Below are 26,111 nucleotides of genomic sequence, written 5' to 3'. Positions count from 1 at the left end.
ACGCTCTCGCGGGGTCGGGTTGCCCGAGCATCCGGCCTCGCGAGTCTGCGCGTCTAGAGCGCGGAGTCGAACCAGCCGCGTTCGTGGAACGTCGCGTCGATCGCGGGGCCTCGGCGGGTGGGGGCGGCCCACTGCACGCCATTGGCGAGTACGCGACGGATGCCCGCGTGGTGATACACGGGGTACTCCTGGTCGCCCGGCGAGAAGTAGAAGACCCGCCCGTGCCCACGCGTCCACGTGGCGCCCGAGCGGAAGACTTCGCCGCCCGTGAACGACGAGATGAAGATGAGCTCGTCGGGGGTGGGAATGTCGAAGAACTCGCCGTACATCTCTTGCGCCTCGATGACGAGCGGGTCGGGCACGCCTGCGGCGATCGGGTGGGTCGGGTCGACCGTCCACACCACCTCGCGGTCGCCGTCGTTACGCCAGCGCAGCGAGCAGCTCGTGCCCATGAGCTTCTTGAAGATCTTCGAGTAGTGGCCCGAGTGCAGCACGATGATGCCCATGCCCCCGAGCACCGCGTCGTAGATGCGATCGACCACGGCATCGTCGACCTCGGGGTGCGCCTCGTGGCCCCACCACAGCAGCACGTCGGTCGCATCGACCACCGACTGCGGCAGGCCGTGCTCGGGCTCGTCGAGCGTCGCGGTGCGCACCTCGACGGCCTCGCCGAGCATCTCGGTGAGTCCTTCGGCGATCGCGCCGTGCATCCCCGTCGGGTACAGCTGTGCGGTGAGCGAGTCGGGGTAGTTCTCGTGACGGTTCTCGTTCCAGACCGTCACGCGCAGGGGTGCCTGAGCAGGGGTTGTCATGACTCCAGTCTGACCTCTCTGCCCTCGGCGGCCGAGCGGTAGCAGGCGTCGAGCACGGCGGTGCGGTGCAGGGCGAAGTCGCCGCGGTGGGCATCCCAGTCGCCGCCCCGCACCGCGTCGACGAACTCCGCGATGACGATCGGATGCTCGCCGCCCGGCACGTGAACCTCAGGTGTCAACGTCACCGCGACGCCGTCGACGTCGCGGTACATGCGCAGGGTGTCGTCGCTCGCGTAGCGCGGCACGAAGAGGCGCACTCCGCCGTCGACGCCGAGCAGCTCGATCGAGATGTCTTCGTCATCGACCGTGTGGCCGGCCCAGGTGATCTCGAAGGCGACGCTCGAGCCGTCGTCGAGTCGGAAGAGCGCGCTCGCGAGATCTTCGACCTCGAAGCTGCCCGTGTCGGAGGCCATCTGCTCCTGTCGGTTCATGGCGCCGTAGCCGGCGCGGCCCAGCTCGCCGTGCGTCACGGCGCTCACCGCCACGACACGTGGCTCACCGAGCAGGAACAGCAGCGAGTCGAGCACGTGCGGGCCGAGGTCGATGAGCGCCCCGCCGCCGGCCATCGTCTTGCTCGTGAACCACGAGCGCAGGCCGGGAATGCCCGAGCGGCGCTTCCAGGTCGCGCGCGAGTGGTAGATGCGCCCGATGCCTTCTGTCTCGAGGTAGCGGCGGGCGAACTGCACGTCGGCGCGACGCCGGTGGTTGAACGCCACCTCGAGCACGCGGTCGTGGTCTTTCGCGGCTTGCACCATCTCGGCGGCTTGCGCGGTGTCGAGGGCGAGCGGCTTCTCGCAGAAGACGTGCTTGCCCGCGGCGAGCGCCGCGACGGCGATCGGGTGGTGCAGCGCGTTCGGGGTCGCGATGCTCACGATGTCGAGCTCGGGCAGGGCCACGAGCTCTTCCCAGTCCTCGAAGAGGTGGGGCAGGTTGTACTCGGCGCCGAGCAGGGCCAGGCGATCGGTCTCTTTGCCGGCGAGCGCCACGACCTGCACGCCGGGGATGCCGGCGAACGATGTCAAGTGGGTGGTGCCGGCGTAGCCGAGGCCGACGACGCCGACGCGCAGCACGTCGGGGGTCGATCGAGAAGAAGTGGATGCCACGGTGGATTCCCTTGAGAAGAGTGCGGTGGGCCGAGACCCTTAGGTATGATGTAAAGCCTACCGGTGAGGACCACAGATGACCCACGCAATGTTGCGCGCCCGCTCTGACGACGGAGGTCGCGTCACGGTCTCACTCGGCGACTCGATTCTCAGCGATGTCTCGCCCCTCATGGTCGAGGTCGACGGCCGAGTCGCGTCGGAGTGGCTCAAGCCCGAGGTGAGCAGCGCGACCGACGAGCTCGTCGCCCTCGAGGGAACCCTCGCCGGGCTGCGCGATGACGCGACCGTGCACGCCGCGTGGAGCGCTCGCCGGGTCGCCGGCCAGCCCGTGTGGGAGTGCGCGCTCACGCTGCGCAACGACGGCGAGCATCCCGTGACGATCACGCGCATGGACCCGCTCTCGATCGAGACGGGGTCGACGTGGCGAGTCGAGAGTTTTCGCAGCGCCTGGGGCGACGAGTTTCGACCCGTCACCGGCCACCTGGGGCACCACACCATCATCGAAAGCCGGTCGGGTCGCAGCTCGCACGGCTGGATTCCGTGGCTGGGCCTCGAGCGCGGAGGTGAGAGCGGGCCGGGCGCGCACGAAGAACCCGCGGCGGTCTCCCTAGCCCCTGCGTACAGCGGCAACTGGCACATTCACGCGATGGCTGGGGGCTACGTGACGGCGGGCATCTCGCCGTGGCAGTTCGCGGTCGAGCTCGCGCCGGGCGAATCGGTCGTCGCTCCGAGCGTGGTGCTGACGATCGCCGCTGACCTGGATGCGGCCGCCGTCGCCCTGCAGCGCGCCGTCGCCGCCGACTGGCTGCCCCGCACGCCCTTCACCGACGGCGTGCCCGTCGAGTGGAACCACTGGTGGCCCTACGAAGACCAAGAGGTCAACGAGCAGGTCATCGCCGACAACGCCGCGGCCGCGCACGAACTCGGGATCGAGATCGCGACGGTCGACGCCGGCTGGTTCGGCGCCGCCGATCCGACGAGCGACTGGCAAGAGCAGCGCGGCGACTGGTCGAGCGTCAACACCGCGCGGTTCCCCTCGGGGCTCGAGGCGCTCGGGCAGAGCATCCGCGATGCGGGCGTTCTGCCGGGCATGTGGATCGAGGCCGAGGCCGTCGGTTCGCACTCGCTGCTGCGCGCGGCGAAGCCCGACGCGATGGCGCACACGGTCGAAGGCCGTCGCCCCGACCCCTCGTACCGCGTGCAGACCGAGTCGCTCGACGACGACGACCCGACCTTTCTCGGCTACGTCTGCCTGGGTTCGGCCGCCGGCCGCGAGCACGTTCTCGAATCGATGAGCACGCTCATCACGACGACCGGAGCGCGCTGGATCAAGCTCGACTTCAACATCGACCCCGACGCCGGTTGCACCCGCACTGACCACGGGCACGGCGCCCGCGACGGGCTGCTGCGGCACTACGAGGGCCTCTATGCCGTGCTCGACGAGGTGCGCGCGCGCCACCCCGAGATCATGCTCGAGTCGTGCTCGTCGGGCGGCCTTCGCATCGACCTCGGCCTCGCGCGCCACGTGCACGGCTTCTTCTTGAGCGACCCCGACTACACCGACCACCACCTCGAGGTGCTGTGGGGCGTGCGCAACCTGTTGCCGCCGATCGGCATTCTGCACTGGTCGTGGTCGCAGTGGCGCGGAGACTTCCCGCCCGCCTACCTCGACTGGGCGACGCTCAGCGCCGACGACTTCGACACGACGCTGCGTGCGGCGATGCTGCACCGATTCGGCGTGAGTCTGCGACTGCCCGAGCTGCGGCCCGAGCTGTTCGAACGACTGCGCGTGCACGTCGAGCTCTTCCGGCGCGAGCTCGTGCCCTTCGTGCGTGACGGCGCACTGCAGCCGCTCACGGCCACGCCCGAGCGTGGCGGCTTCGGCGAGCGCGCGCCGAGCATGCAGCTGACGCACCCCGATGGCCGCATGCTCATCGGCGCCTTCGTGATGCCCGGCGGCCGACGACCGCACGCGGTCTACCCGCGCGGCATCGAGCCTGACACGATCTACACCGTGACCGATCTCGCCGACGGCGAGGTTCGCCGCATCTCGGGTGCCGAACTGCTCGATGATGGCATCGTGACGCTCGGCGACGACGTTGTCACGTCGTGGCTGCTGATCATCGCCCCTGCCTGATCGCCCGTCTCACGAGAAAGTACTCATGCACAACGACCACCACCTCGTCGAGGCTCGCCTCGATCGCTTCGTGCGCGATCACCTGACGCCGGCGCTCTATCGGGATGCTCGCCCGCTCACCGCGACCGCGTGGCAGGTGCCGAGCGAGCCCGTGCCGTTCGAGCACGCCGTCGAGCAGCCGTTCGAGCCCGTGGAGCTCGGCTGGCGCTGGGGTCGGGCGTGGTCGACCGTGTGGCTGCGCGTCTCGGGCGAGCTTCCCGCCGACTGGGTGCCAGCGCCGCCGGAGGGCACGCGCGTCGAGGTGCTCGTCGACTTCGGCTACAACCGCTCGCGTTCGGGCTTTCAGGCCGAGGGCCTCGCCTACCGGCCCGACGGCTCGCTCATCAAGGCGATCTCGCCGCTCAACTCGTGGCTGCCGGTCGCGGCGGGGGAGTCGAGCGTCGACGTGCTCATCGAGGCCGCCGCGAACCCCGATGTCGCGGGCGAGTACAGCTTCGACCCGACGCCCTACGGCACGTGGGAGACCTCGCCCGACGAGCCGCTCTACGAGCTCAAGCAGCTTGAGCTCGCCCTGCTCGACGTCACCGTGTGGGAGCTCTTGGCCGACGTGTGGACCCTGCGCGGGCTCATGGCCGAGCTGCCCGAGGGCTCGTCACGGCGCCACGAGATCTTGCGTGCGCTCGAAGACATGCTCGACGTGCTCGATGCGCAGAGCATCCCGACCACGGCGCAGGCCGGCCGCGAGGCGATCGCGAGCGTTCTCGCGAAGCCCGCCCATGCGAGCGCCCACCGCGTGCTCGCGACGGGCCACGCGCACATCGACTCGGCCTGGCTGTGGCCGTTGCGCGAGACCGTGCGCAAGTGCGCTCGCACGTTCACGAACGCCATGGACCTCATGGACGAGCACCCCGACTTTGTGTTCTCGTGCTCGAGCGCCCAGCAGTACCTCTGGATGAAAGAGCACCACCCTCGCGTTTTTGCGCGCATCAAGGAGAAGGTCGCTGCTGGCCAGTTCGTGCCGGTCGGGGGCATGTGGGTCGAGAGCGACAGCAACATGCCCGGCGGCGAAGCCATGGCGCGGCAGTTCATCGCCGGCAAGCAGTTCTTTCTCGACGAGTTCGGCGTCGAGTGCGAAGAGGCCTGGATGCCCGACTCATTCGGCTACTCGGGCGCGATGCCGCAGATCGTCGCAGCGGCGGGCTCGCGCTGGTTCTTGACCCAGAAGATCTCGTGGAACCAGATCAACCGCATGCCGCACCACACCTTCTGGTGGGAGGGCATCGACGGCACGCGTGTCTTCACGCACTTTCCGCCCGCCGACACGTACATCAGCGAACTCTCGGGCAAAGAGTTGGCGCACGCCGAGCGCAACTTCAGTGAGAAGGGTCGCGCCACGAGGTCGCTCGTGCCCTTCGGCTGGGGCGACGGTGGCGGCGGACCGACGCGCGAGATGATCGCGGCCGCGCACCGCACCGCCGACCTCGAGGGCTCGCCGCGCGTCACGATCGGCTCATCGCGCGACTTCTTCGCGGCGGCCGAGGCCGAGTACTCGCAGGCTCCGGTGTGGAGCGGCGAGATGTATCTCGAGCTGCACCGCGGCGTCTTCACCTCGCAGCTGCGCACGAAGCAGGGCAACCGCCGCAACGAGGCCCTGCTGCGGCAGGCCGAGTTATGGGCTGCTACTGCGGCGCTGCGGGCGGGCTACGTCTACCCGCGCGACGACCTGCAGCGCGCCTGGCACACGGTGCTGCTGCTGCAGTTCCACGACATCCTGCCCGGCAGCTCGATCGCCTGGGTGCACCGTGAGGCCGAGCAGCGTCACGCCGAGGTGACGGCGACGCTCGAGGGCATCATCGCCGAAGCTTTGGCGGCGTTGGCCGGTTCGGGCGACTCGGAGGCGGCGTTCGCCGTCAACGCCTCACCCTTCGCGCGCGAGGGCGTGCCGGCACTGGGCGCGGCGGAACGAGAGGCGGAGCATCCACCGGTGACCGCGGAGGAGGCGGCAGACGGGGCGACGGTTCTCGACAACGGCGTGATCCGCGCGGTCGTGGATGCTCGGGGCCACCTGGTCTCGCTCATTGCGCACGCCGACGGTCGCGACGCGCTCACCCCCGGCCACCCGGCCAACGTGCTGCGCCTGCACCGCGACCTGCCCAACCTGTGGGATGCGTGGGATCTCGACCAGCACTACCAGCGCACCGTGACCGAGCTGCACGACGTCGACGAGCGGCGGGTGCGTCACGGTGAGGGCGAGGTCGCGGTCATCACGACCCGTCACGTGGGCGAGTCGACCATCGAGCAGCGACTGATTCTGAGGGCTGGCGCGAGCTCGCTCGAGATCGAGAACCGCATCGACTGGCGCGAGCGCGAGAAGATTCTCAAGCTCGCGATGCCGCTCGACGTGCACGCCGACCGCATCGCGGCCGAGACGCAGTTCGGGCACCTCTTTCGCCCGACGCACACCAACACCAGTTGGGATGCCGCACGCTTCGAGGCCTGCCAGCACCGCTTCGTGCACCTCGCCGAACCGGGCTACGGCGTCGCGATCGCCAACGACTCGACCTACGGCTACGACGTTTCGCGCGACACGCGCGCCGACGGCGGCACGACCACGACCGTGCGCTTCTCGCTGCTGCGCGCCCCGCTCTTCCCCGACCCCGAGACCGACCAGGGCGAGCACCTGCTGCGCTTCCGCATCGCGCCGGGTGCCTCGATCGGCGACGCGGTCGCGCTCGGCTACGACCTCGCGAACCCGCTGAGGGTCGTGCACGCGGGGGCGCCCTTCGCGCCGCTCGTGACGAGCAGCGACCCGGCCGTCGTCGTCGAGACCGTCAAGCTCGCCGAAGACGGCAGCGGCGACCTGGTCGTGCGGCTCTACGAGTCGTGCGGCGGGCGTGCTCGCACGACCCTCACGCTCGACGGCACCGCGGCGACGATCGAGTGCACCGATCTGCTCGAGCGAGCGCTTGCCGATGAGCCGGTCGGTCAGGGGTCGAGCATCGACCTGCCCTTCCGCGCCTTCCAACTGCGCACTATTCGATTCAGAAACGTGAGCGCTCGATGACCGCCCGCCCGCTTCACCCGCACCCCCTCGACGACGTCGCCCCCGCGCCCGGAAGCCTGCCGCCGACCGCGACGGTGCGCACCGATGCGAGTGTGCTGAGCCTTGATGGGCTCTGGCGCTTCCGCTGGTCGCCGTCGGCCGCTGCCGCGCCCGTCGGCGTCGAGCGCCCTGACTTCGACGACAGCGAGTGGGGCACGATCGCGGTGCCGTCGAGTTTCACGATGCCCGTGTATGACGCCACCGTCGGTGGGCCGCACGGGGCCCCTGCCTATACGAACGTGAAGTACCCCTTCCCCGTCGACCCGCCGCACCCGCCCGACGTGAACCCGATCGGTGATCACCGGCTTCGGTTCGCGCTCGAGACCGTGCCCGAGCGCGCGCACCTGCGGTTCGAGGGCCTCGAGGGCGCAGGCGACGTGTGGCTCAACGGCACCCTGCTCGGGTCGACGCGCGGCAGCCGGCTGCCGACCGTCTTCGAGGTGGGCGACCTGCTGAGCGCCGACAACGTGCTCGTCGTGCGCGTGCACACCTTCAGCGCGGCCTCCTACGTCGAAGACCAAGACGAGTGGTGGAACCCCGGCATCATCCGCTCCGTCACCCTGCGCGAGCGGCCCGAGCTCGCCATCGACGACGTGCACGTGGTCGCCGGCTGGAGCCCGAACGGCGCGAGCCTGCGGGTCGACGTGCGCGCAGCATCCGAATCGATCACGATCGAGGTTGTCGAGCTGGGACTGTCGGTCGCCCCCGGCGTCGAGGTGCATATTCCGGATGCTCTGCCGTGGTCGGCCGAGAGCCCGCAGCTCTACACCCTCAGGGTCTCGAGCGGCCCGGCCGGCGGTGAGACGGTGACGACCCGCATCGGCTTCCGCTCGATTGCGATCGCCGATGGCGAGTTCACCGTCAACGGCGCGGCCGTGAACTTGCGCGGCGTCAACCGGCACGAGCACCACCCCGACTTCGGGCGCGCCGTGCCGCGCGAGACTCTCGAGCTCGACCTGCACCTCATGAAGCGTCACAACGTCAACGCGATCCGCACCGCGCACTACCCGCCCCACCCTGACCTGCTCGACCTGGCTGACGAGCTCGGCTTCTGGGTCATCGACGAGTGCGACCTCGAGACGCACGGCTTCGGCGACGTCGGCTGGCGCGGCAACCCGACCGATGATTCGACCTGGGAGCCCGCGCTGCGCGATCGCGCCGCCCGCATGGTCGAGCGCGACAAGAACCACCCGAGCATCATCATGTGGTCGCTCGGCAACGAGGCGGGCACGGGGCGCAACCTCGCGGCGATGGCCGCGGAGATCCGTGGTCGCGACGCCTCCCGTCCTCTGCACTACGAGGGCGACCTCGCCTGCCGCGATGTCGACGTCTACAGCCGCATGTACGCCTCGCAGACGGAAGTCGAGCAGATCGGCCGCCGCGAGGAAGAGCCGCTCGCCGAGAACCCGTGGCTCACGCTCGGGCCCGACGACGATGCGGCCGCGCTCGACGCCCGACGGCGCGCCATGCCCTTTCTTCTCTGCGAGTACGTGCACGCCATGGGCACCGGTCCAGGCGGCATGACCGAGTACCAGCAGCTGTTCGACGGCCACCCGCGGCTCATGGGCGGCTTCGTCTGGGAGTGGCTTGAGCACGGCATTCACCGCCCTCTGCCCGACGGCGGTGTCGGCACCTTCTACGGCGGCGACTTCGGCGAGCCCGTGCACGACGGCAACTTCGTGATCGACGGCCTCATCGCCGCCGACCGCACACCGCGCGCGCAGCTCGCCGACCTGGGTGCCGTCTTCGCGCCGATCACGATGGCGGTGGATGCTGATGCCGGCATTCTGCGCGTACACAGCCGTCTCGACCACACCGACACCGCGCGGTTCCAACTGAGTTGGAGAGTGGCCTCGGCTGCCTCGTCGGTCGATGCCGACGGGCTCGATGCCGACGGGGTGACGCAGGGTCGCGCAGGCGTGTTCGCGCACCGGCCGGTCGCTCCGCGCGGTGCCGCCGAGATTCCGCTGCCGCCGCCCCTGCTCGAGCACGTGCGCACGCCCGGGCTCGTCGTGACCATCGAGGCGAGCGAGCTCGACGACACTGCGTGGGCCCCGGCCGGCTGGGTCGTCGCCCGAACGCAGGTCGTCACGGTCGAGCCTGACGCGGCGAGGCCTCTCACGCTGCCGGCTCCCAGGGCGCTCACCCTCGACGACCTGCACCTCGATGACGCGACGGGCGCGGTCACCGCGCTCGGTGAGCAACCGGTCGAGCAGTGGCGGCTCGAGCTGTGGCGCGCGCCGACCGATAACGACCGAGGCATGGGCTGGGATACCGGCGGTGCCGCGTCAGACGCCGATCACTGGGCCTGGCTCGGTCTCGACCGTCTCGTGTCGCGGCTCGTGTCACTGAGCCGCTCGGCCGACGCGGTCGAAGTCGTCACGCACGTCGGCGCGGCCGCGACCGACATCGCTGTCACGCTGAGCTGCCGCTGGACTGCCGACGACGAGGGGCTGCTGCTCGACGTCATGATCGAGCCGCACACGCACGAGGCCCCGCGCGTCGAGTGGGCCAGGGCAGGCGTCTCGTTCGCGTTGCCCGGGCTCGTCGAGCACGTGCAGTGGTTCGGCCGCGGGCCGGGCCCGGCATACCCCGACACGGGGCAGGCGGCGCACGTGGGCTGGTTCACGCGCGACCTTGAGGGGATGCTCGAGCGCACCGTGCGCCCGCAAGAGTCGGGCGCCCGCGCGGGCGTGCACTGGGCGCGGCTCGCGAGCGGGGCGGGAGCGCTTGAGGTCGCCTCGCCCGACCCCCTCGCCCTCACTGTGCGGCCGTGGTCGACCGAGACGCTCGCCGCCACGACCCACGACCACCTGCTGCGCGGCGACGGCCGCACCCACGTCGTGCTCGACCTGGCCCAGCACGGCGTCGGCACGGGCGCGTGCGGCCCCGGGGTTCTGCCGCAGTACCGGCTCAGCGCGCGCGAACTGCGTGCGAGCATCCGCTTCACCACCACACCGACCACCGCGACGAAGGAGTCACGATGACCGAACCGACCGACAGCGCGACGAGCCGCACCGAGCCCACGACGATCGATTCGGGCGTCGACGGCATCGTCATGCGCCTCACCCCGACCGAGCGCCTGACGGTGCGCAACTTCGTCGACTGCAACATGGCGACGGCGTGGGTGGGCGATGAGTTCCGTATCTTTCCGGGCAAGTACGGCGAAGACCCCCTGTGGGGCGACGCGAACGAGCTGAAGTTCGCCGGTGGGGCGACCGTGGCCGAGGCCTTCGACCGCGGGCCGGACGAGTTCACCGAGCCGGTACTGCCCCCGAACACGCCGCCGGGCGAGCCCGGCCTGCACGGTGCCGTCTGGTTCGAGACGATCTATCAAGACCCCAGCGACGCGAGCGGTCGCACGCTCTACGCGCTGTACCACAACGAGAACTACCCCTCGACGCTGCCGTTCGACGAGGCGACGGGCGAGGGCTACCGCGACATCGACTGGCCTCCTGGGCTCACCGGACCCGAGGGCGTGCAGGCGGTGCCGCGCATCGGCATCATGCACTCGACCGACGGCGGCGAGAGCTGGGTGAATCGCGGCATTCTGCTGCAAGACCTCGACGAGCGCATGATCAAGCTGCCGGTCAACCGCAACAACTGCTTTCCGGGCGGAGTCGGCGACCCGAGCGCCGTCGCCTCGGGCGATCACCTCTACGTGTTCTTCGGCGAGTACGCGTACCCGACCGCGTGGAGCGCCGAGACGTGGGATCGCGAGACCGAGGCTGCGGCGCAGTGCGTGAGCGTCGCGCGCATTCCTCTCTCTGACTTGGATGCTCCCACCGGGGCTGCCCGTCGGTGGAGCGGCACCGGCTGGGATGCGCCGTGGGATGGCGTCGGGCAGCCGATCGCGAGCCTGCGCATCCCCACGTCTGAGGGCGGCGGAGCCGTCTCGCAGGGCGACGAGCTCTACTACTGGGGCCCGTCGGTCAGCTGGAGCGAGCACCTCGAGGTCTGGGTCATGCTGCTCGGGCGCGTCGACGGCAGCTTCTGGGTGGGCGACAGCCTGTTCATGTCGATCAACCCGCATCGCGACTTGGGGCACGGCGACAACGCGCAGCAGTGGTCGACGCCCGTGCGCATCATCCACCGCCCCGGTCACGTGCTCTGGTACCCCTCGCTGCAGCCGACCGACTCGCCCGAAGACCTCGCCGAGAAGCGCACCTGCCTGCGGCTCGGTCGTGAGGCGCGCCTGTTCTTCAAAGACATGACGGATGCTGAGCACGTCTACATCAGCGACTACACCGTCGAGCTCACGCGAGAGGCGAGTGACTCATGACCGGCGTTCGGCGCGCGCTCATCACGGGCGGCGCGAGCGGGCTCGGTGCGGCGACGGCAGAACGATTGCGCGCCGACGGCATCGAGGTCATCACGGCCGACGTCTCGGATGCTGCCGACTACCAGCTCGACATCTCTGACGATGCGGCCGTGCAGGCCATGGCCACCGCGGTCGGGCCCGTCGACATTCTCGTGAACTGTGCCGGCATCGTCGGGCCGAACAAGCCGCTGCTCGAGACCACCCCCGACGAGTGGCGCCGAACGGTAGACGTCAACGTCATGGGCACGGTCTCGACCATTCGCGCCTTCGCGCCCGGCATGGTGTCGCGCGGCTGGGGTCGCATCGTCAACTTCGCCTCGATGGCGGGCAAAGACGGCAACCCCAACCTCGCCGCCTACTCGGCGACCAAGGGAGCCGTCATCGCCCTCACGAAGTCGGTGGGCAAAGAGCTCGCCCAGACGGGCGTGCTCGTCAACGTCATCGCGCCGGCCGTCATCGACACCCCCATGAACGCGAAGACCGATCCGGGGGTGCTGCAGTACATCACCGACCTCATCCCCATGAAGCGCGTCGGTCGTGCCGACGAGGTCGCCGAGCTCGTGGCGTGGCTGACCTCTGACAAGGTGAGTTTTTCGACCGGAGCCGTCTACGACATCAGCGGCGGCCGCGCCACCTACTAGCGTCGCTTCCACAACTTCGGAAAGGGACGCCGGCAGTTCCGCGCGTCGCTTCCACAACTTCGGAATGGAAGGCAACTCGATGAAACTCATGCGCCTCGGCCCCGCGGGCCACGAGAAGCCCGTCGTACGCGTCGACGAGACCTCGTACGTCGATGTCAGCGATGTCGTGCCCGATTTCGATGAGGCCTTCTTCGGTGGCGGCGGGATGCTCCGCCTCGAGCAGGTCGTCGCTGAGCGCATCGCGGCCGGCAGTGTGCATCCGTTTGCGGGTGAACGCATCGGCGCGCCGATCGCCCGGCCGCACCAGATTCTCTGCATCGGCTTGAACTACAGCGACCACGCGGCCGAGTCGGGCATGCCCGTACCTGACGAGCCGATCCTGTTCACGAAGAGCCCCAACACTCTCGTCGGGCCGCACGACGACGTCATCATGCCGCGCGGGGCGACGAAGCTCGACTGGGAGGTCGAGCTCGGCATCGTGATCGGCGCGCGCACGAGCTACCTCGACTCACCTGAGCAGGCGCGCGAGCACATCGCCGGCTACGTGGTGGTGAACGACGTGAGCGAGCGGGCGTTCCAGATCGAGCGCGGCGGCCAGTGGTCGAAGGGCAAGTCGGCCGAGACCTTCAACCCCGCCGGGCCATGGCTCGCGACGCCCGACGAGCTCGACGACGTGATGGCACTGGGCATGTGGCTCGACGTCAACGGCCAACGTCGGCAGACGGGCTCGACCTCCACGATGATCTTCGACCCGTTCGTGATCGTGCACTACCTGAGCCAGTTCCTCGTGCTCGAGCCGGGCGACCTCATCAACACGGGCACGCCGCCCGGCGTGGGCCTCGGCATGACGCCGCCGACCTATCTGCAGGTGGGCGACGTCATGACGCTCGGCATCGACGGGCTCGGCGAGCAGCGGCAGACGGTCGCGCCGCCGCGCTGACGCCGCTCTCGAGCGGCTTCAGTTCTGGCTCGAGAAGGCCGCGTCGAACGACTGCTCGGGCAGATCCCACAGCAGCGAGCGCACGAACTCAACCGCCTCGGCGGCGCCGTGCAAGCGGCTCATGCCCGCGTCTTCCCACTCAATCGAGATCGGACCCGAGTAGCCGATCGCCTTGAGCGCGCGGAACGAGTCTTCCCACGGCACGTCACCGTGCCCCGTCGAGACGAAGTCCCAGCCGCGCTTCGGGTCACCCCACGCCAGGTGCGAGCCCATGACGCCGGCACGGCCGTTCTGCGGGCGCAGGCGCGTGTCTTTGCAGTCGACGTGATAGATGCGGTCGGCGAAGTCGACGATGAAACCCACGGGGTCGATGTTCTGCCACATCATGTGCGAGGGGTCCCAGTTGAAGCCGAAGGCCTCGCGATGGTCGATCGCCTCGAGGGCGCGCACGCTTGTCCAATAGTCATAGGCGATCTCGCCGGGGTGCACCTCATGGGCGAACCGCACGCCCTCGCTGTCGAAGACGTCGAGAATCGGGTTCCAGCGGCGGGCGAAGTCGGCGTACCCCTCGTCGATGCGCTCGGCGGGCACGGGCGGGAACATCGCGACGTACTGCCAGATGCTCGAGCCTGTGAAGCCGACGACCGTGTCGACACCGAGCCGCCGGGCGGCGCGCGCGGCATACTGCAGCTCGGTCGCGGCGCGCTGACGCACGCCCTCGGCGTCGCCATCGCCCCACACCCGGCTCGAGAGAATCGCCTGGTGTCGAAAGTCGATGGGGTCGTCGCACACGGCCTGCCCCGCGAGGTGGTGCGAGATCGCGTAGAGCTTCAAGTTGTGGCGCTTCAGAATGTCGAGACGCTCGGCGAGGTAGGCGTCGTCTTCGACGATGCGCTGCACGTCGAGGTGCTCGCCCGAGGCCGCGATCTCGAGGCCGTCATAGCCCCAGCCTGCGGCGAGCTCGGCCACTTCTTCGAGGGTCAGGTCGGCCCACTGGCCGGTGAACAGGGTGACGGGATGCGTGCTCATCGGTGCTCCTTGCGTCAGGTCTGAACGGCACTGTTCGAGACGGGTGTTCCTCAGGTGAGTGCGGGCAGGTCGACCCAGCTGTCGCGGGCCGCCGAGTCGAGCACGGCCTCGGTCAGCTGTGCGGCGCGGAGTCCGTCGGTGAACACCGGGAGGCCATCCACCGCGGTGCCCTGCTCAATCGAGCGCACCGTGTCGGTGACGAACGCCGTGAACGCGTCCTGATACCCCAGCGGATGCCCTCCCGGCAGCACGCTCAACCGCGCAGCGTCACCCTGCAACTCGTCGGGGTTGCGCAGCTGCAGCAGGCTCTCGCGGCGCCGGCCGATCCAGAGTTCTTCGGGACGCTCTTGCACGAAGCGCAGGCTCTCAGCCTCGCCGTGCAGCTCGAGCACGAGACCGTTCTTGCGACCGGGAGCCACTTGCGAGACGAGCAGGCTGACGACCGCGCCGCCCTCGAGCTCGGCGAGCACGCCCACGAGGTCTTCGGTCGACACGGGGTGGCCGCCGCGCTCGGCGTGCACGGTGCGGGTGCGGGAGGTGAGGCGTGCGATGCGCTCGCCCGCGATGAACTCGAGCAGGTCGCACAGGTGGCTGCCGATGTCGGCGAAGGCCCGCGATGCCCCGCCCGAGGCGGCGTCGACGCGCCAGTTGTCGTCGTCGGCGGCGAGCAGCCAGTCCTGCAGGTAAGCGCCCTGCACCGAGAGCAGTCGACCGGTCTCGCCGCGAGCGATGCGACCTCGAGCCTCGCGCACCATGGGGTGGAATCGGTAGACGAAGGGCACTGAGGTGATGCGGTCGGTCGAGGCGGCCTGCTCGACGAGCGCGCGGGCATCGTCGCTTGAGGTCGCCAGGGGCTTCTCGCACACCACGTGCTTGCCGGCCGCAAGGGCGGCGGTCGTCAGCGGCGCGTGCGTGTCGTTGGGGGTGAGTACGTGCACAAGCGTCACGGCGTCGTCAGCGAGCAGTTCGTCGACGTTCGCGTAGGCACGGTCGAGCCGAAGACGCTCAGCGGCCCGCTCGGCGCTCGCCGCCGACGATGACGCGACACCCACGATCGGCACGCCCGCTGCCCGCAGGGCCCGGGTGTGTACCTCGCCCATGAACCCTCCACCGATGAGGGCCGCGGCGATCGAACTCACAGCGTCGCCTTCCACGGGTCAAGGTCGTCGGGCATCGCGGGCGCGGTCGTGGCCGAGGTGGTGAGGGTGATCGGCTGGCCCGAGGCGGCTGACTCTTCGGTGCTCTGCATGATGTCGAGCACGTGCAGGGCGAGCTCGCCGCTGGCGCGCTCGGGCACGCCGGCGCGGATGGCCCGCGCGAGCTCGATCACCCCGAGGCCGCGCGTCATGCCGTGCCCCGTCGCGTCGTGCCGTTCGGGCTCATCATCGGGCATCATGCCCGCCCGCCAGATCTGAATCTCGCCGTCGAATCCGTTCGGGTCGGGCAGCACGAGGGTGCCCTCGGTGCCCGTGATCTCGACGACGCCGACGCGCGGTCGGGGCGACTCGAAGCTGAAGGTGCTCTGGGCGACGTGCCCGGCGGCGGTCTCGTAGAGAGCGGCGACGTTGGTCGGAACTTCGACGGGGAAGCGCGTGCCTGCCTTGGGGCCCGAGCCGATGACGCGCTCGGTGCGCGCGCGGGTGCCGCGAGCATCCACACGGGTGAAGGCGCCCAGAAGCTGCACGAGCGTCGTCAGGTAGTAGGGACCCATGTCGAAGAGGGGGCCGCCGCCGCGGGCGTAGAGAAACTCGGGGCTCGGGTGCCAGGCCTCGGGCCCCGAGACCTGAAACATCGTGAGGGCGCTCACCGGCTCGCCGATCGCGCCCTGCTCGAGCAGTCGCCGCGCGGTCTGCACGCCAGGGCCGAGAACGGTGTCGGGAGCGCAGGCGACGCGCAGGCCTTTCTCGTTCGCGAGGGCGAGCAGGCGACCGCCTTCGTCGCGGTCGAGGGCGAAGGGCTTCTCGGTCCAGACGTGCTTGCCGGCCTCGACGCAGGCCGTGGCGACAGGCGCGTGCGCGGCGGGGATGGTGAGGTTGAGCACGATCTCGATGTCGTCGCGCGCGAGCAGCTCGTCGACCGTGCCGGCGCCCGAGAGGTCGTACTCGTCAGCACGCGCGCGAGCGCGCTCGACGTCGAGGTCGGCGATCATGCGCACGGCGACGTCGCCGGCCTTCGTGAGGTTGTCGAGGTACTGCGTGCTGATGACTCCTGCGCCGATGATGCCGACGCCGACGGGCCCGCTCATGCGCTGACCTGCTCGGTGACCCAGCGGGCCGAGGCGGCGATGGCGTCGAGGCCCTCGCCGGGGATGATGTCGAACTCGACAACGGGGCGTGCGTGCGGTGCTGCAACGAGCACCTCCGCGAGCGGCACTGAGCCAAGCCCGGCCGGCACCTGCTGCTCGATCGTGCCGGCGGGGTCGCCGTCTTTCACGTGAAGGGCGATCAGTCGGTCGCCGAGAGTCTTCGCGATCTCGACCGGATCGACTCCGCCGACCGCGGCCCAGTAGGCGTCGAGTTCGAAGACGACGCGGGGGTCGGTGAGCTCGGCGAGCACGAGCAGGGCGGGCACACCGTCGACCGCACTGCTGAGTTCGAAGCCGTGGTTGTGGTACCCCACGACGATGCCGTGCACGGCGGCGGCCTCGGCGGCAGCGGTGAGCTCGGCCGCGACCGCGGCGATCGACTCGCGGTCGGCGAAGCGCGCGGGGTCTTGGTAGGGCTCGATGATCGTCTGCACCCCGAGCTCAGCCGCGGCCGTGATCGTCTCGGCCGTGCGGGCGAGAATCGACCCGTGCGCTGTCGGCGTCGCGAGGCCGTGCGCGGCGAGGGCCTCGCGCACCGCGGTCGGCAGGTCGGGCAGGCCGAAGGGCTCAACGGCGGTGAAGCCCATCGCGGCGAGCGCTTCGATCGTGCCGGCCGCGTCGGCCTCGAGGTGGTCGCGCACCGTGTAGAGCTGCACAGACATGGGGGGTCGCGTCATCGGTTCCTCCGAGATCGTTCGGGGCGTAGCGCCCGAACCTCAATCATATGATCTAAGAGAGCCCCGGGGCAGTGGTGGTGGCGCGGGCTCTGGCTGCCGACGAATCGGCCGCGAGACCCGCACCGTCATCGTACTGATCGCGGTGCTGACACAGGGGCGCGCGAGTAGCGTGGGGTCATGAGCGTGCTGACCCCCGAGCTGCTCGCGCGCGTGCGCGAACGCGCCCCGGGCTACGACGAGGCGAACAGCTTCTTCGACGAAGACCTCGACGAGTTGCGCGCGGCAGGCTATCTGGGCGCGCGCGGGCTCGAGCGGGCATCCGCCGACCAGCGCCTGCTCGCCGCGCACGCTCCTGCCACTGCGCTGGGCCTGACCATGCACCTCGTCTGGATGGGCGTCGCGCGCGACTTGGCCGCCGCGGGCGACGACTCTCTGCAGTGGGTGCTCGACGACGCCGAGCGCGGAGAGCTCTTCGCCTTCGCGATCAGCGAGGCTGGCAACGATCGGGTCATGAGCGACTCGCTGACCCGCGTCGACCGGGTCGATAGCGGTTGGGCCTTCACCGGCACGAAGATCTTCACGACGCTCTCGCCCGCCTGGACGCGGCTCGGGGTGCTCGGGCGGCACAACCCGGCCGACGGCGCAGAGCCGACGATCGTGCACGGCTTTCTCACGCGCGAAGCTACGGGGGTGAGCATCACCCCCGACTGGAACACCCTCGGCATGCGCGCGACCCAGAGCCACACCACGGCGCTCGATGGTGCTGTTGTCGCCGACGCTCGGGTTGCGCGCATCCTGCCCGTCGGCCCTAGCGGTGATGCCTACACGCTCGCGATCGCCGCCAACTTTCACACCCTCATCGCGAGCGTCTATGCCGGCATCGCCGACCGCGCACTCGAGCTCGCCGTCGAGAGCGCTCAGCGGCGCACCAGTCTGCGGGCCGGGGGAGCGCCCCAGGCGTACGACCCCGACATTCGCTGGCGCATCGCGGATGCTGCGCTCGCCCTCGACGCGCTGGCTCCGCAACTGCAGGCCGTCGCGCGCGATCGCGATCAGGGTGTCGATCGGGGGATGCGGTGGTTCCGCGACCTGGCGGGGCTCAAGCACCGCAGCGTTGAGACCGCGCGGCACGTGGTCGACCAGGCCATGCGCATCGCCGGTGGGGGTGCCTATCGCGCGACCGCCGAGCTGAGTCGCCTGCAGCGCGACGTGCTCGCCGGCATCTACCACCCGAGCGACACCGAGGCCGTGCACGCGACTGTCGCTGCCGACCTGCTGGGGCCGCTGCCATGAGCGAGCCGACCGACCTTCCCACCGACGAGCTATCGGGACAGATCGACCTGCGCGTCGGCGCCTATGCGATCGTGCACGACGAGCGTGGCGTGCTGCTCTCGCACTGGCAGGACGGCGCGCACGGAGGGTGGACCTTGCCCGGGGGCGGCATGGAGCCTGGCGAGCATCCGGAGGCCACGGTCGTGCGCGAGGTGCGCGAAGAGACCGGCTACGACGTGCGCGTCGACGCGATACTCGGCGTCGGATCGATTCTGATCTCGGGTGCCGACCGGTTGACCGGGCCCGGTCACGATCTGCAGGGCCTGCGCATCGTCTACCGCTGCACGATCATCGGCGGTGAGCTCGCGGTCGAGCAAGACGGCTCTACGGATGACGTCGGCTGGTTCACGCTTGACGAGATCGCACGCCTCGAGCGCGTCGAGCTCGTCGATGAGGGGCTTGCGTTCGTGGGGCTCGCGCTACCCGGCCCGGCGATCGACCCGACTTGGAAATGAGCGGCATGCCTGACATGCACGAGTTCGACCTGACGCTGCCCGATGGGCGCACCCTGCACGGCTACGACAGCGGCAGTGAGGGCGCGCCCGTCATGTGGCACCACGGCACCCCGAACACGGGTGCCCCGCCGAAGCCGCTGCTCGCGCTGGCCGATGAGCTCGGCCTGCGCTGGGTCTCGTTCGACCGGCCAGGCTACGGCGGCTCGACGGCGCACGAGGGGCGCACGATTGCCACCGTTGCTGCCGACGCTGCGGCGCTCGCCGATTCTCTCGGGCTCGACCGCTTCGCCGTCGTCGGGCACTCCGGTGGAGGACCGCATGCTCTCGGCTGCGCCGCGGCGTACCCGGAGCGCGTCTCGGCGGTCGTGACCCTCGGCGGGCTTGCCCCGTTCGACGCCGAGGGCCTTGACTGGTTCGCCGGTATGGGCCCGACGAGCACCGCATCGCTGCGGGCCGCCGTCAACGGTCTCGAGGGCAAGCGGCTGCACGAGCAGGAAAGCGCCGACGCGCCGATCGACTTCACCGCGCGCGACTGGAAGGCCTTGACGGGCCCGTGGAGTTGGCTCGGCGAGGTTGCTGCTGCTGCTGGAGTGGCGTCGGGCATCGAGGCGCTCATCGCCGACGACCTCGCCTACGTCACGCCATGGGGCGTCGACCTCGAGGCGATCATCGCGCCCGTGCTTCTCGCGCACGGTGCCGACGACCACGTCGTGCCGCCGAGTCACTCGGCGTGGCTCGCCGCTCACCTCGACGGCGCCGAGCACTGGCAGGTCGAGGGCGAGAGCCACATCTCGTCGCTCGACGCCGACGAGCACGGCGCCGAGGCAGCGCTGCGCTGGCTCTCCGTTCGCGTACAGAAATACGGCAGTCGCCCAGTGTCCTGAGTCGAGCATCACGATCGCAGACGAGACGGTGATCGCGGGGCGGTGGGGTCCACCCCACTCGTGCACGGATGCACAGGCATCATGTCAACCCGGTGTGCCGATTCGGCGAAGCGCCTAGCGTGGAAACGGAACAGAGGAGACTTCGATGAGCGCTCACGCCGCATCCCCCGCCCGCCCGACCGAGACCACCCCTGCATCTGCAGGTCGTCGCCGATGGCTGCGCATCCTCGTGGTGGTGCTCGCCATCGGCCAGCCGATCTCGTCGCTCGTCTTCGACTGGCTGTCGCCCCGAGACATGCAGTCAGGTGCGGAGTTCTCGCCGCTGATTCCCCCGGGAGCCTGGTTCGCCATCTGGGGCGTGATCATCATCGTGAGCATCGCTTGGTCGCTCGCCCAAGTGCGCCCCTCGACCCTCACCGACACGATCGGCGTGCGCGATCGCATCGCCCTGCCCATGGCGGTCGTCTATCTCTGCTTCGGGCTGTGGCTCGCCGCGGCGAGTCTCGGGCAAGAGAACCCGCTCGGGCTTGCCGTGTTCGCTGTCATCATCACGGCTCACGTCGTTGCCTGGCGTCGCGTCGTGGCGGCGCGCGCCGAGATCGCGAGCTGGAAACCGTTCGAGCGCGGCCTGCTGCTGGTCATGCTCGGGCTCTATTCGGGCTGGACCTCGATGGCCGCCTTCCTGCAGATCGCAACCGTCGCGCAAGGCACTGGCGCTCCGGTCGAATCGGCCTGGGGCGTCACGTGGCAACTGCTCGTGCTTGCAGCCGCAGCGGGCGTGGCCGTCGCGTTTGTCGTCGTCTCGCGCGGATCGATTGTCTACGCCGCGACCGTCACCTACGCGCTCATCGGAGTCGGACTCAGCACCGCCGAGGCGGGTCTCACCCCGCTGTGGGTCGCGTGCGTCATCGCGGTCAGCGTTGTGTGGGCATCCGTCATCGTGATCAGAGCGGTGGATGCTCGCCGCGCGTCGCGCTGAGTCTCAGTCGACCCAGCCGAGCTCGCGCAGCCACTCCGCGCAGTCGCGGGTCCAGTTCGCCGCGATGCCGGCGTGCTCGCCGCCCTCGATGCCCGTCACCATGCCGAGCCCGTGGCGCCCGCGCGGGTAGACGTGCAGCGCGTGCGGCACGCCGTGGCGGGCGAGGGCCTCGCCGAGCCGGTACGGATGCTCGAGCGGCACTGCGTTGTCTTCCGTCGTGTGCCAGACGAAGGTCGGGGGCATGCTCGGCGTGACGAGCTTCTCGACCGAGGTCGCGGCCCGCGCCCACGGCGTCGCCCAGCGCCCGAGCAGTTCACGACGCGAGCCGCCGTGAGTGGGGGTGAGCATCGAGACGACGGGGTAGCACAGCACCGCCGCGTCGACGAGGCCGAGCGCCGCCGCGTGCCCGGCGAGGTGACCCCCGGCCGAGAACCCCAGAATGCCGACCCGCTCGACCCCGCTGGCGCGCAGTTCGGTGACGCGCATCCGCACCGAGTCGATCGGGCCGGGGTGTCGAGTCTTCACCGGATACGCGTGCACGCTCGCGTCGAGACCGAGCGACCGCAGCCACTCGGCGACGGGCTCGCCCTCGTGCTGAGCGAGGTGGCCGTAGCCGCCGCCGGGCAGCACGACGATGTGCGGTCGCGCGCTCATGAGGCCGAGAAGACGGCGTTGAGCAGCCCGTCGAACTGCACGCCCACGTCGGGCTCGCTCGCGTCAAGACGGTTGGTCAGCAGCACGGCGCACCGTCCCGAGGCGCGCGACACCCAGAACTGCGATCGGCACCAGCCTTCGTGGCCGAAGACGCTGTGGTCGAGCAGGGTCGGGCGGCGCGGCAGATTGAACCCCAGCCCGAAGTCTTCGAGCGCCTTGCGGGGGTCGGCGTCGATGACGTAGAGCCCGCTCGTGCGGGGCCGCAGCATCGCCTCAAGCGTCGTCGGCGCGATGGCCGCGCCGTCACCCGCGAGCAGCGAGGTGCCCATAGCGAGCAGGTCGCTCGCGCGGGCGGCCGCACCCGCGGCGGGGTGACGCAGCGGCAGCAGTTTGGCGGGGGTGTGGCCGTAGCGCTCGCCGCCGTGAACGGTGTGCACGCCCTCGGTGTCGAACGACAGGCCCTCGGCACCGACGGCCGCCGCGAGATCGGCGAACTCCGCTTCGAAGGCCCGGCCCGTGGCGTGCTCGACGAGAGCCGCGACGCCCTGCCACGCCAGGTTGTTGTACCGACGCGCGGTGCCCGTCACGAACTCGAGGGGCGCGCGCTCGATAGCCTCGCGCAGAGTCGAGGCGTTGCCGTGCGAGGCGATCGGCGGGGTGCCTTCGAGCGTGAGATCGGCGATGCCGGAGGTGTGGCTCATGAGGTGCGCAAGAGTGACCTGCGGGTGCGCGAACTCAGGGAGAGCATCCCGCAGCGGAGTCTCGGTCGTGAGCAGACCGCGCTCGACGGCGCGCATCGCCGTCAGGGCGACGAGCGGCTTCGTGACCGAGTAGAGGGCGAAGCGGTCGTCGACGTGCGCGGTGCGGTCGCCATCTGAGCCGAAGGCCTCGAGGTGCAGCACACCGCTCGCGTCGGCGATGCCAAGCACGGCGACGGGCAGGCGGCCGGCGTCGACGTGGCGTCGGGTCCAGTCGAGGGCAGGGGTGAAATCGGTCACGGATGCTCCGCTCAGGTCAGTTCAGGTGCGGCAGCACGTCGGCCGCGATGAGGTCTAGGTGCTCGAGATCGGTCATGTCGACCGTCTGCAGGTAGACGCGGTCGACGCCGAGCTCGGTCAGTGCGCCGAGCCGGTCGATGACCTCAGAAGGGGTGCCGACGAGGCGCTCGCTGTGATCCGATTCGGGGTCGATGCCGACCGCAGCGCAGCGCCGCGCGATCTCGGCGGAGTCGCGGCCGACGACGGTGGGCCAGGCGACCGACATGCTGAGGGTCGCCGGGTCGCGCTCCTCTTCTTCGCAGACTGCCCGCACGTTGGCGAGCACCTCGGCGAAGCCTTCGAGCGTGCGGAACCCGATGTTGAACTCGGTCGCGTACCGCGCCGCGAGCTGGGGCGTCTTGCGCGGTCCGCCGCCGCCGACGATGACGGGCATGCGGTCTTGCGCGATCTTCGGCAGCGCGGGCACGTCGACAAGCGTGTAGTGGTCGCCCTCGAACGAGAAGGTGGCGCCGTCGGGCGTTGCCCAGTAGCCCGTCACGATGGCGAGCTGCTCCTCGAGCATCCCGAACCGCTTGTCAGGAAAGGGGATGCCGAAGGCTTCGTGCTCACGCGCGTACCAGCCGGTGCCGAGGCCGAACTCGATGCGCCCGCCCGACATCTGGTCGACCTGCGCGACCTGCACGGCGAGGATGCCCGGGTGCCGGTGCGTGGCCGAGCTGACGAGCGTGCCGAGGCGAATCGTGCTCGTCTCGCGGGCGAGGCCAGCGAGGGTCGTCCAGGCGTCGGTCGGGCCAGGCAGGCCGTCGCCCTCGCCCATGATCAGGTAGTGGTCACTGCGGAACCAGGCGTGAAACCCGAGGGCCTCGGCGCGCTGCGCGTGGGCGACGATCGTGTCGTAGCTGGCGCCCTGCTGGGGCTCGGTGAAGATGCAGTACTGCATGGGTTCGAGCCTACGATGCTCGACAGGCTCGGGCGGCGCGGTCAGAGGGCGCTCGGCAGCACGGGCGCGCCCGTGACGGCGACTCGGGCCGAGAAGACGGCGCCGGCGTCGGGCTGCTCGACGCGGTCGACGCCCCGTGCTGAGGTCGTGATGAAGAGCGTGCGTCCGTCGTCACCACCCAGGGTGCAGGCGGTGACGTGACGAACGGGCACAGTCACGATGTCGGTGAGGGTGCCGTCGGCGGTGTAGCGGTGCACCGCAGACCCGCCCCACAGCGCGACCCAGATGCCGCCCTCGGAATCGATGCACAGTCCGTCCGGGGTTCCGACGGCCGGGTCGATCTCGACGATGACGTCGAAGTCATGCCAGGGCCCGTCGTCGTCGGGCAGCCGGTACCGCCGCACCTGCTGGGTTGGCGAGTCGACGAACACAGCGCTCGCGCCGTCGGGACTGAAGGCGAGACCGTTCGAGATCGTGAGGCCTTCGAGCACCGTCGTGGTCGAGCCGTCGAGCTCGAGACGGTGCAAGGCGCCGCGACCGGCCGCGGCGTCATAAGCCATCGTTCCGCACAAGAAGCGGCCCTGAGTGTCGCACGCACCGTCGTTCATGCGCACGGTGGGGTCGGTCCAGATCTCGGCAAACGTGGTGAGCTCGCCGTCGGGCGAAAGCATCGCGAACCCGCGCTCAACGGCGATGACCAGGCCGCCGTCGCCTCGCGGCCTGAACGCAGCGGCGACTGTTCCGACGGTTCGCCGGTCGACGAGCGCACCCCCCGCATCGATGGTGACGATGCTCCCCGCGAGCATGTCGACGAACTGAAGCCGCGACGTCTCGGCACTCCATACGGGTCCTTCTCCGTGCTCCGCGAGCGGGGCGCAGAGTTGCTCTGCTGCTGTCGTCGTGACCATGATCCGACTGTAGCGAGACACTGCTACAGCTCGGTCGGCTTGATCTGCGACCGCGCGACGATCGACACGATCGACTCGCCCCGCTTGAGCCGCACCTGCAGGCGCAGCGAGCCCGAGCGGGCGATGAGCGCCGCGATGACGACGGCGGCGAGCGCGGGCACCGCGCCCGAGATGACGAGAGCCGCCTGCGGCCCGAGCAGTTCAGCGAGCCCGCCCATGAGCGGCCCGCCGATGGCCTGCCCGCCGACCATGATGATCACGTAGAACGACATGACGCGGCCGCGAATGCCCGGGTTGCAGCTGAGCTGCACGAGCGAGTCGGCCATGATCGCGTAGACGAGTCGAAAGATGCCGATGCCGACGAGCAGGGCGAGAAACACCCCGTACCAGGGGGCGAAGCCGGCGATGGCCTGAAGGGTTCCGTAAATCAAGGCCGCGGCGATCAGCGTCCTCAGACGCAGCGTGCGGAGGCGGGTTGACAGGAGTGCTCCCGTGAGCGCCCCGATCGCCACGAGCGAGGTGTACAGGCCGTAGCCCGTCGACCCCGTCTCGTAGACCTCGTTCGCCATGCCCGTGAGGATCACGGGCAGTGACATACCGAACACGGCGACGAACGAGAGCATGATCATCGGCCAGAAGATGGTCGGCTTCGAGCGGGCGTAGCGCAGCGCCTGTCGGATCTGCCCGCTCTGCCGCGGCTGCACGGGGATGATGCGCAGCTCGTCGCTGCGCAGAGTGGCCAGGGTGATGACGACCACGAGGGCCGCGAGCGCGTTGACGCCGATCGCCCAGCCCGAGCCGGCCACGGCGATGATGACGCCGGCGACGGCGGGCCCGATGAATCCGCCGAAGTGGAAAACCGATGCGTTGAGGCTGATGGCGTTCTGCAGCAGCCGCGGCTCGACCATCTCGCTCACGAGCACGACGCGCGCGGGGCTCTCGACGACGAACACACAACCAATGACGACTGAGATCGCGTAGACGTGCCACAGCTCGACGACCCCGGTGAGGGCGAGCGTCGCCAGTAGGGCGCTGAGCACGCCGAACACCGTGTACACGCCCATGAGCAGCTTGCGCTTCGAGAACCGGTCGGCGATGACGCCGCCGTAGGGCCCCAGCAGTAGCATCGGCCCCCACTGCAAGAAGATCGTCAGGCCGACGGCCGCGATGTTGCCGGTGATCTCGAGCACGAGCCAGTCTGTGGCGATGCGCTGCATCCACCCCGCCGTGTGCGCGAGCAGTTGCGAGGCCTGAAAGCGCCGGTAGTTGCGCACCTGCAACGATGAGAAAGAGTCGCGCAGGCTCGGGGTTCCGCGGTGCACCGGTATGGGCTCGGTGGGCGGAAACGCTGACGCGGTGGGGCTGGGCACAGTGCCTTCATTGCAGACGAACGGATGCTCGGCGCACGCCGCCGGCAGGCCTCAAGCCTACGCCTGATCGCGAGTCGCTCAGCCGGTCAGTCGAGCGTCGCGAAGGCCTCGGCGATCATCGCCTCGAGCTCGACGAGGTCGACAGAGCCGAGGTCGGCGATCGTCACGGCCGCGGCACCCACCTTGGCCTTGCCGAGCCGACCGTCGTACTTCTTCGTGAGGTAGGCGCCGTCGACCGCGGCATTGACGTAGAGGCTCACGTGCTTCTGCTGCAGCGCGAGCCCGATGAGAAACCACTCGACCGCGGGGCCCTTGGGCCTCGGCTGCTCGATGCGCGCGTAGCCGATGATCTGCTGCTCGGTGCCGCCCCAGAACACTCCTTCCCAGAGCTCGCGCTCGCGCGAGCTCAGATGGCGGCGGATGAGTGCGTCGAGCGCGACTAGGTCGTCGCGGCGGGCATCCGGAAGCCCCGCAACAAAGACGTCGACGTCGGCACCGGTGCGTTCCATGGGGGCGAGTCTAG

General features: G+C 69.8%; 22 protein-coding genes. 10 read left to right on the top strand and 12 right to left on the bottom strand.

Translation table 11 applies throughout. The features are described 5' to 3' along the window. Positions 1-53 precede the first annotated feature (53 nt). Together KL788_RS08550 and KL788_RS08545 are read right to left on the bottom strand one after the other, a co-directional pair. Complete coding sequence (locus tag KL788_RS08550) at positions 54-812, bottom strand: ThuA domain-containing protein (protein ID WP_293170374.1); 759 nt, start codon at positions 810-812, stop codon at positions 54-56. Next, positions 809-1,915, bottom strand: coding sequence for a Gfo/Idh/MocA family protein (locus tag KL788_RS08545; protein ID WP_293170372.1), 1,107 nt, complete (start codon positions 1,913-1,915; stop codon positions 809-811). Before KL788_RS08545 ends, KL788_RS08550 begins: the two co-directional genes overlap by 4 nt. A gap of 76 nt (positions 1,916-1,991) precedes the next feature. On the opposite strand from KL788_RS08545, the gene KL788_RS08540 reads away from it, so the two are divergent. The 6 genes from KL788_RS08540 (at position 1,992) to KL788_RS08515 (ending at position 13,057) form a co-directional block, all read left to right on the top strand. Next, on the top strand, positions 1,992-4,052 hold the full coding sequence (locus KL788_RS08540; RefSeq protein WP_293170370.1) for an alpha-galactosidase: 2,061 nt from the start codon (positions 1,992-1,994) through the stop codon (positions 4,050-4,052). Positions 4,053-4,077: 25 nt separating this feature from the next. After that, positions 4,078-7,116, top strand: coding sequence for an alpha-mannosidase (locus KL788_RS08535; protein WP_293170368.1), 3,039 nt, complete (start codon positions 4,078-4,080; stop codon positions 7,114-7,116). Next, complete coding sequence (locus KL788_RS08530) at positions 7,113-10,142, top strand: glycoside hydrolase family 2 TIM barrel-domain containing protein (RefSeq protein ID WP_293170366.1); 3,030 nt, start codon at positions 7,113-7,115, stop codon at positions 10,140-10,142. The genes KL788_RS08535 and KL788_RS08530 overlap by 4 nt, the downstream gene beginning before the upstream one ends. Continuing rightward, positions 10,139-11,437, top strand: a complete 1,299-nt coding sequence (locus KL788_RS08525; protein ID WP_293170364.1) for a hypothetical protein — start codon at positions 10,139-10,141, stop codon at positions 11,435-11,437. The genes KL788_RS08530 and KL788_RS08525 overlap by 4 nt, the downstream gene beginning before the upstream one ends. Next, complete coding sequence (locus KL788_RS08520) at positions 11,434-12,117, top strand: SDR family NAD(P)-dependent oxidoreductase (protein ID WP_293170362.1); 684 nt, start codon at positions 11,434-11,436, stop codon at positions 12,115-12,117. The genes KL788_RS08525 and KL788_RS08520 overlap by 4 nt, the downstream gene beginning before the upstream one ends. A 79-nt stretch (positions 12,118-12,196) precedes the next feature. Then, positions 12,197-13,057 carry a fumarylacetoacetate hydrolase family protein gene (locus KL788_RS08515; RefSeq protein WP_293170360.1) on the top strand — a complete coding sequence of 287 codons (861 nt, stop codon included), beginning with the start codon at positions 12,197-12,199 and terminating at the stop codon, positions 13,055-13,057. An 18-nt stretch (positions 13,058-13,075) separates the two neighbouring features. Here the strand turns inward: KL788_RS08515 and KL788_RS08510 are convergent, their stop codons facing one another. The 4 genes from KL788_RS08510 to KL788_RS08495 are packed head-to-tail and all read right to left on the bottom strand — an operon-like array spanning position 13,076 to position 17,068. Then, the gene (locus KL788_RS08510; RefSeq protein ID WP_293170358.1) at positions 13,076-14,086 is read right to left on the bottom strand and encodes a sugar phosphate isomerase/epimerase family protein; all 1,011 of its coding nucleotides are present in this window, start codon (positions 14,084-14,086) and stop codon (positions 13,076-13,078) included. 50 nt (positions 14,087-14,136) lie between these two features. Then, positions 14,137-15,225 carry a Gfo/Idh/MocA family protein gene (locus KL788_RS08505; protein ID WP_293170356.1) on the bottom strand — a complete coding sequence of 363 codons (1,089 nt, stop codon included), beginning with the start codon at positions 15,223-15,225 and terminating at the stop codon, positions 14,137-14,139. Beyond that, positions 15,222-16,331 carry a Gfo/Idh/MocA family protein gene (locus KL788_RS08500; protein WP_293170354.1) on the bottom strand — a complete coding sequence of 370 codons (1,110 nt, stop codon included), beginning with the start codon at positions 16,329-16,331 and terminating at the stop codon, positions 15,222-15,224. The genes KL788_RS08505 and KL788_RS08500 overlap by 4 nt, the downstream gene beginning before the upstream one ends. Continuing rightward, positions 16,328-17,068 carry a sugar phosphate isomerase/epimerase family protein gene (locus KL788_RS08495; protein ID WP_293170352.1) on the bottom strand — a complete coding sequence of 247 codons (741 nt, stop codon included), beginning with the start codon at positions 17,066-17,068 and terminating at the stop codon, positions 16,328-16,330. Before KL788_RS08495 ends, KL788_RS08500 begins: the two co-directional genes overlap by 4 nt. A gap of 177 nt (positions 17,069-17,245) precedes the next feature. On the opposite strand from KL788_RS08495, the gene KL788_RS08490 reads away from it, so the two are divergent. The 4 genes from KL788_RS08490 to KL788_RS08475 all read left to right on the top strand — a co-directional run bounded on the left by KL788_RS08490 (position 17,246) and on the right by KL788_RS08475 (position 20,718). Then, entirely contained in the window at positions 17,246-18,361 is a 1,116-nt protein-coding gene (locus KL788_RS08490; protein ID WP_293170350.1) for an acyl-CoA dehydrogenase family protein, read from the top strand. After that, positions 18,358-18,855, top strand: coding sequence for an NUDIX hydrolase (locus KL788_RS08485; protein ID WP_293170348.1), 498 nt, complete (start codon positions 18,358-18,360; stop codon positions 18,853-18,855). Before KL788_RS08490 ends, KL788_RS08485 begins: the two co-directional genes overlap by 4 nt. A gap of 5 nt (positions 18,856-18,860) precedes the next feature. After that, the gene (locus tag KL788_RS08480; protein WP_293170346.1) at positions 18,861-19,739 is read left to right on the top strand and encodes an alpha/beta fold hydrolase; all 879 of its coding nucleotides are present in this window, start codon (positions 18,861-18,863) and stop codon (positions 19,737-19,739) included. Between the two features lie 145 nt (positions 19,740-19,884). Then, positions 19,885-20,718, top strand: coding sequence for a hypothetical protein (locus tag KL788_RS08475; protein ID WP_293170344.1), 834 nt, complete (start codon positions 19,885-19,887; stop codon positions 20,716-20,718). Between the two features lie 3 nt (positions 20,719-20,721). On the opposite strand, the gene KL788_RS08470 is transcribed toward KL788_RS08475, so the two are convergent. The 6 genes from KL788_RS08470 to KL788_RS08445 all read right to left on the bottom strand — a co-directional run bounded on the left by KL788_RS08470 (position 20,722) and on the right by KL788_RS08445 (position 26,097). After that, the gene (locus KL788_RS08470) at positions 20,722-21,372 is read right to left on the bottom strand and encodes an alpha/beta hydrolase (RefSeq protein WP_293170342.1); all 651 of its coding nucleotides are present in this window, start codon (positions 21,370-21,372) and stop codon (positions 20,722-20,724) included. Continuing rightward, positions 21,369-22,370 (bottom strand): serine hydrolase domain-containing protein, encoded by a 1,002-nt coding sequence (locus KL788_RS08465; protein WP_293170340.1) that lies wholly within the window; start codon positions 22,368-22,370, stop codon positions 21,369-21,371. Before KL788_RS08465 ends, KL788_RS08470 begins: the two co-directional genes overlap by 4 nt. A gap of 16 nt (positions 22,371-22,386) precedes the next feature. Continuing rightward, positions 22,387-23,310, bottom strand: coding sequence for an LLM class F420-dependent oxidoreductase (locus KL788_RS08460; RefSeq protein WP_293170338.1), 924 nt, complete (start codon positions 23,308-23,310; stop codon positions 22,387-22,389). Positions 23,311-23,351: 41 nt separating this feature from the next. After that, positions 23,352-24,218, bottom strand: coding sequence for an SMP-30/gluconolactonase/LRE family protein (locus KL788_RS08455; RefSeq protein ID WP_293170336.1), 867 nt, complete (start codon positions 24,216-24,218; stop codon positions 23,352-23,354). A 23-nt stretch (positions 24,219-24,241) separates the two neighbouring features. After that, the gene (locus tag KL788_RS08450) at positions 24,242-25,588 is read right to left on the bottom strand and encodes an MFS transporter (protein ID WP_293170334.1); all 1,347 of its coding nucleotides are present in this window, start codon (positions 25,586-25,588) and stop codon (positions 24,242-24,244) included. A gap of 86 nt (positions 25,589-25,674) precedes the next feature. Beyond that, entirely contained in the window at positions 25,675-26,097 is a 423-nt protein-coding gene (locus tag KL788_RS08445; protein WP_293170332.1) for a hypothetical protein, read from the bottom strand. Positions 26,098-26,111: the final 14 nt, after the last annotated feature.

Source organism: Microcella sp. (assembly GCF_019739195.1).
GTDB lineage: Bacteria > Actinomycetota > Actinomycetes > Actinomycetales > Microbacteriaceae > Microcella.
Note: the sequence above shows the minus strand (reverse complement) of the source record. Positions and strands in the feature narration are given on the sequence as shown.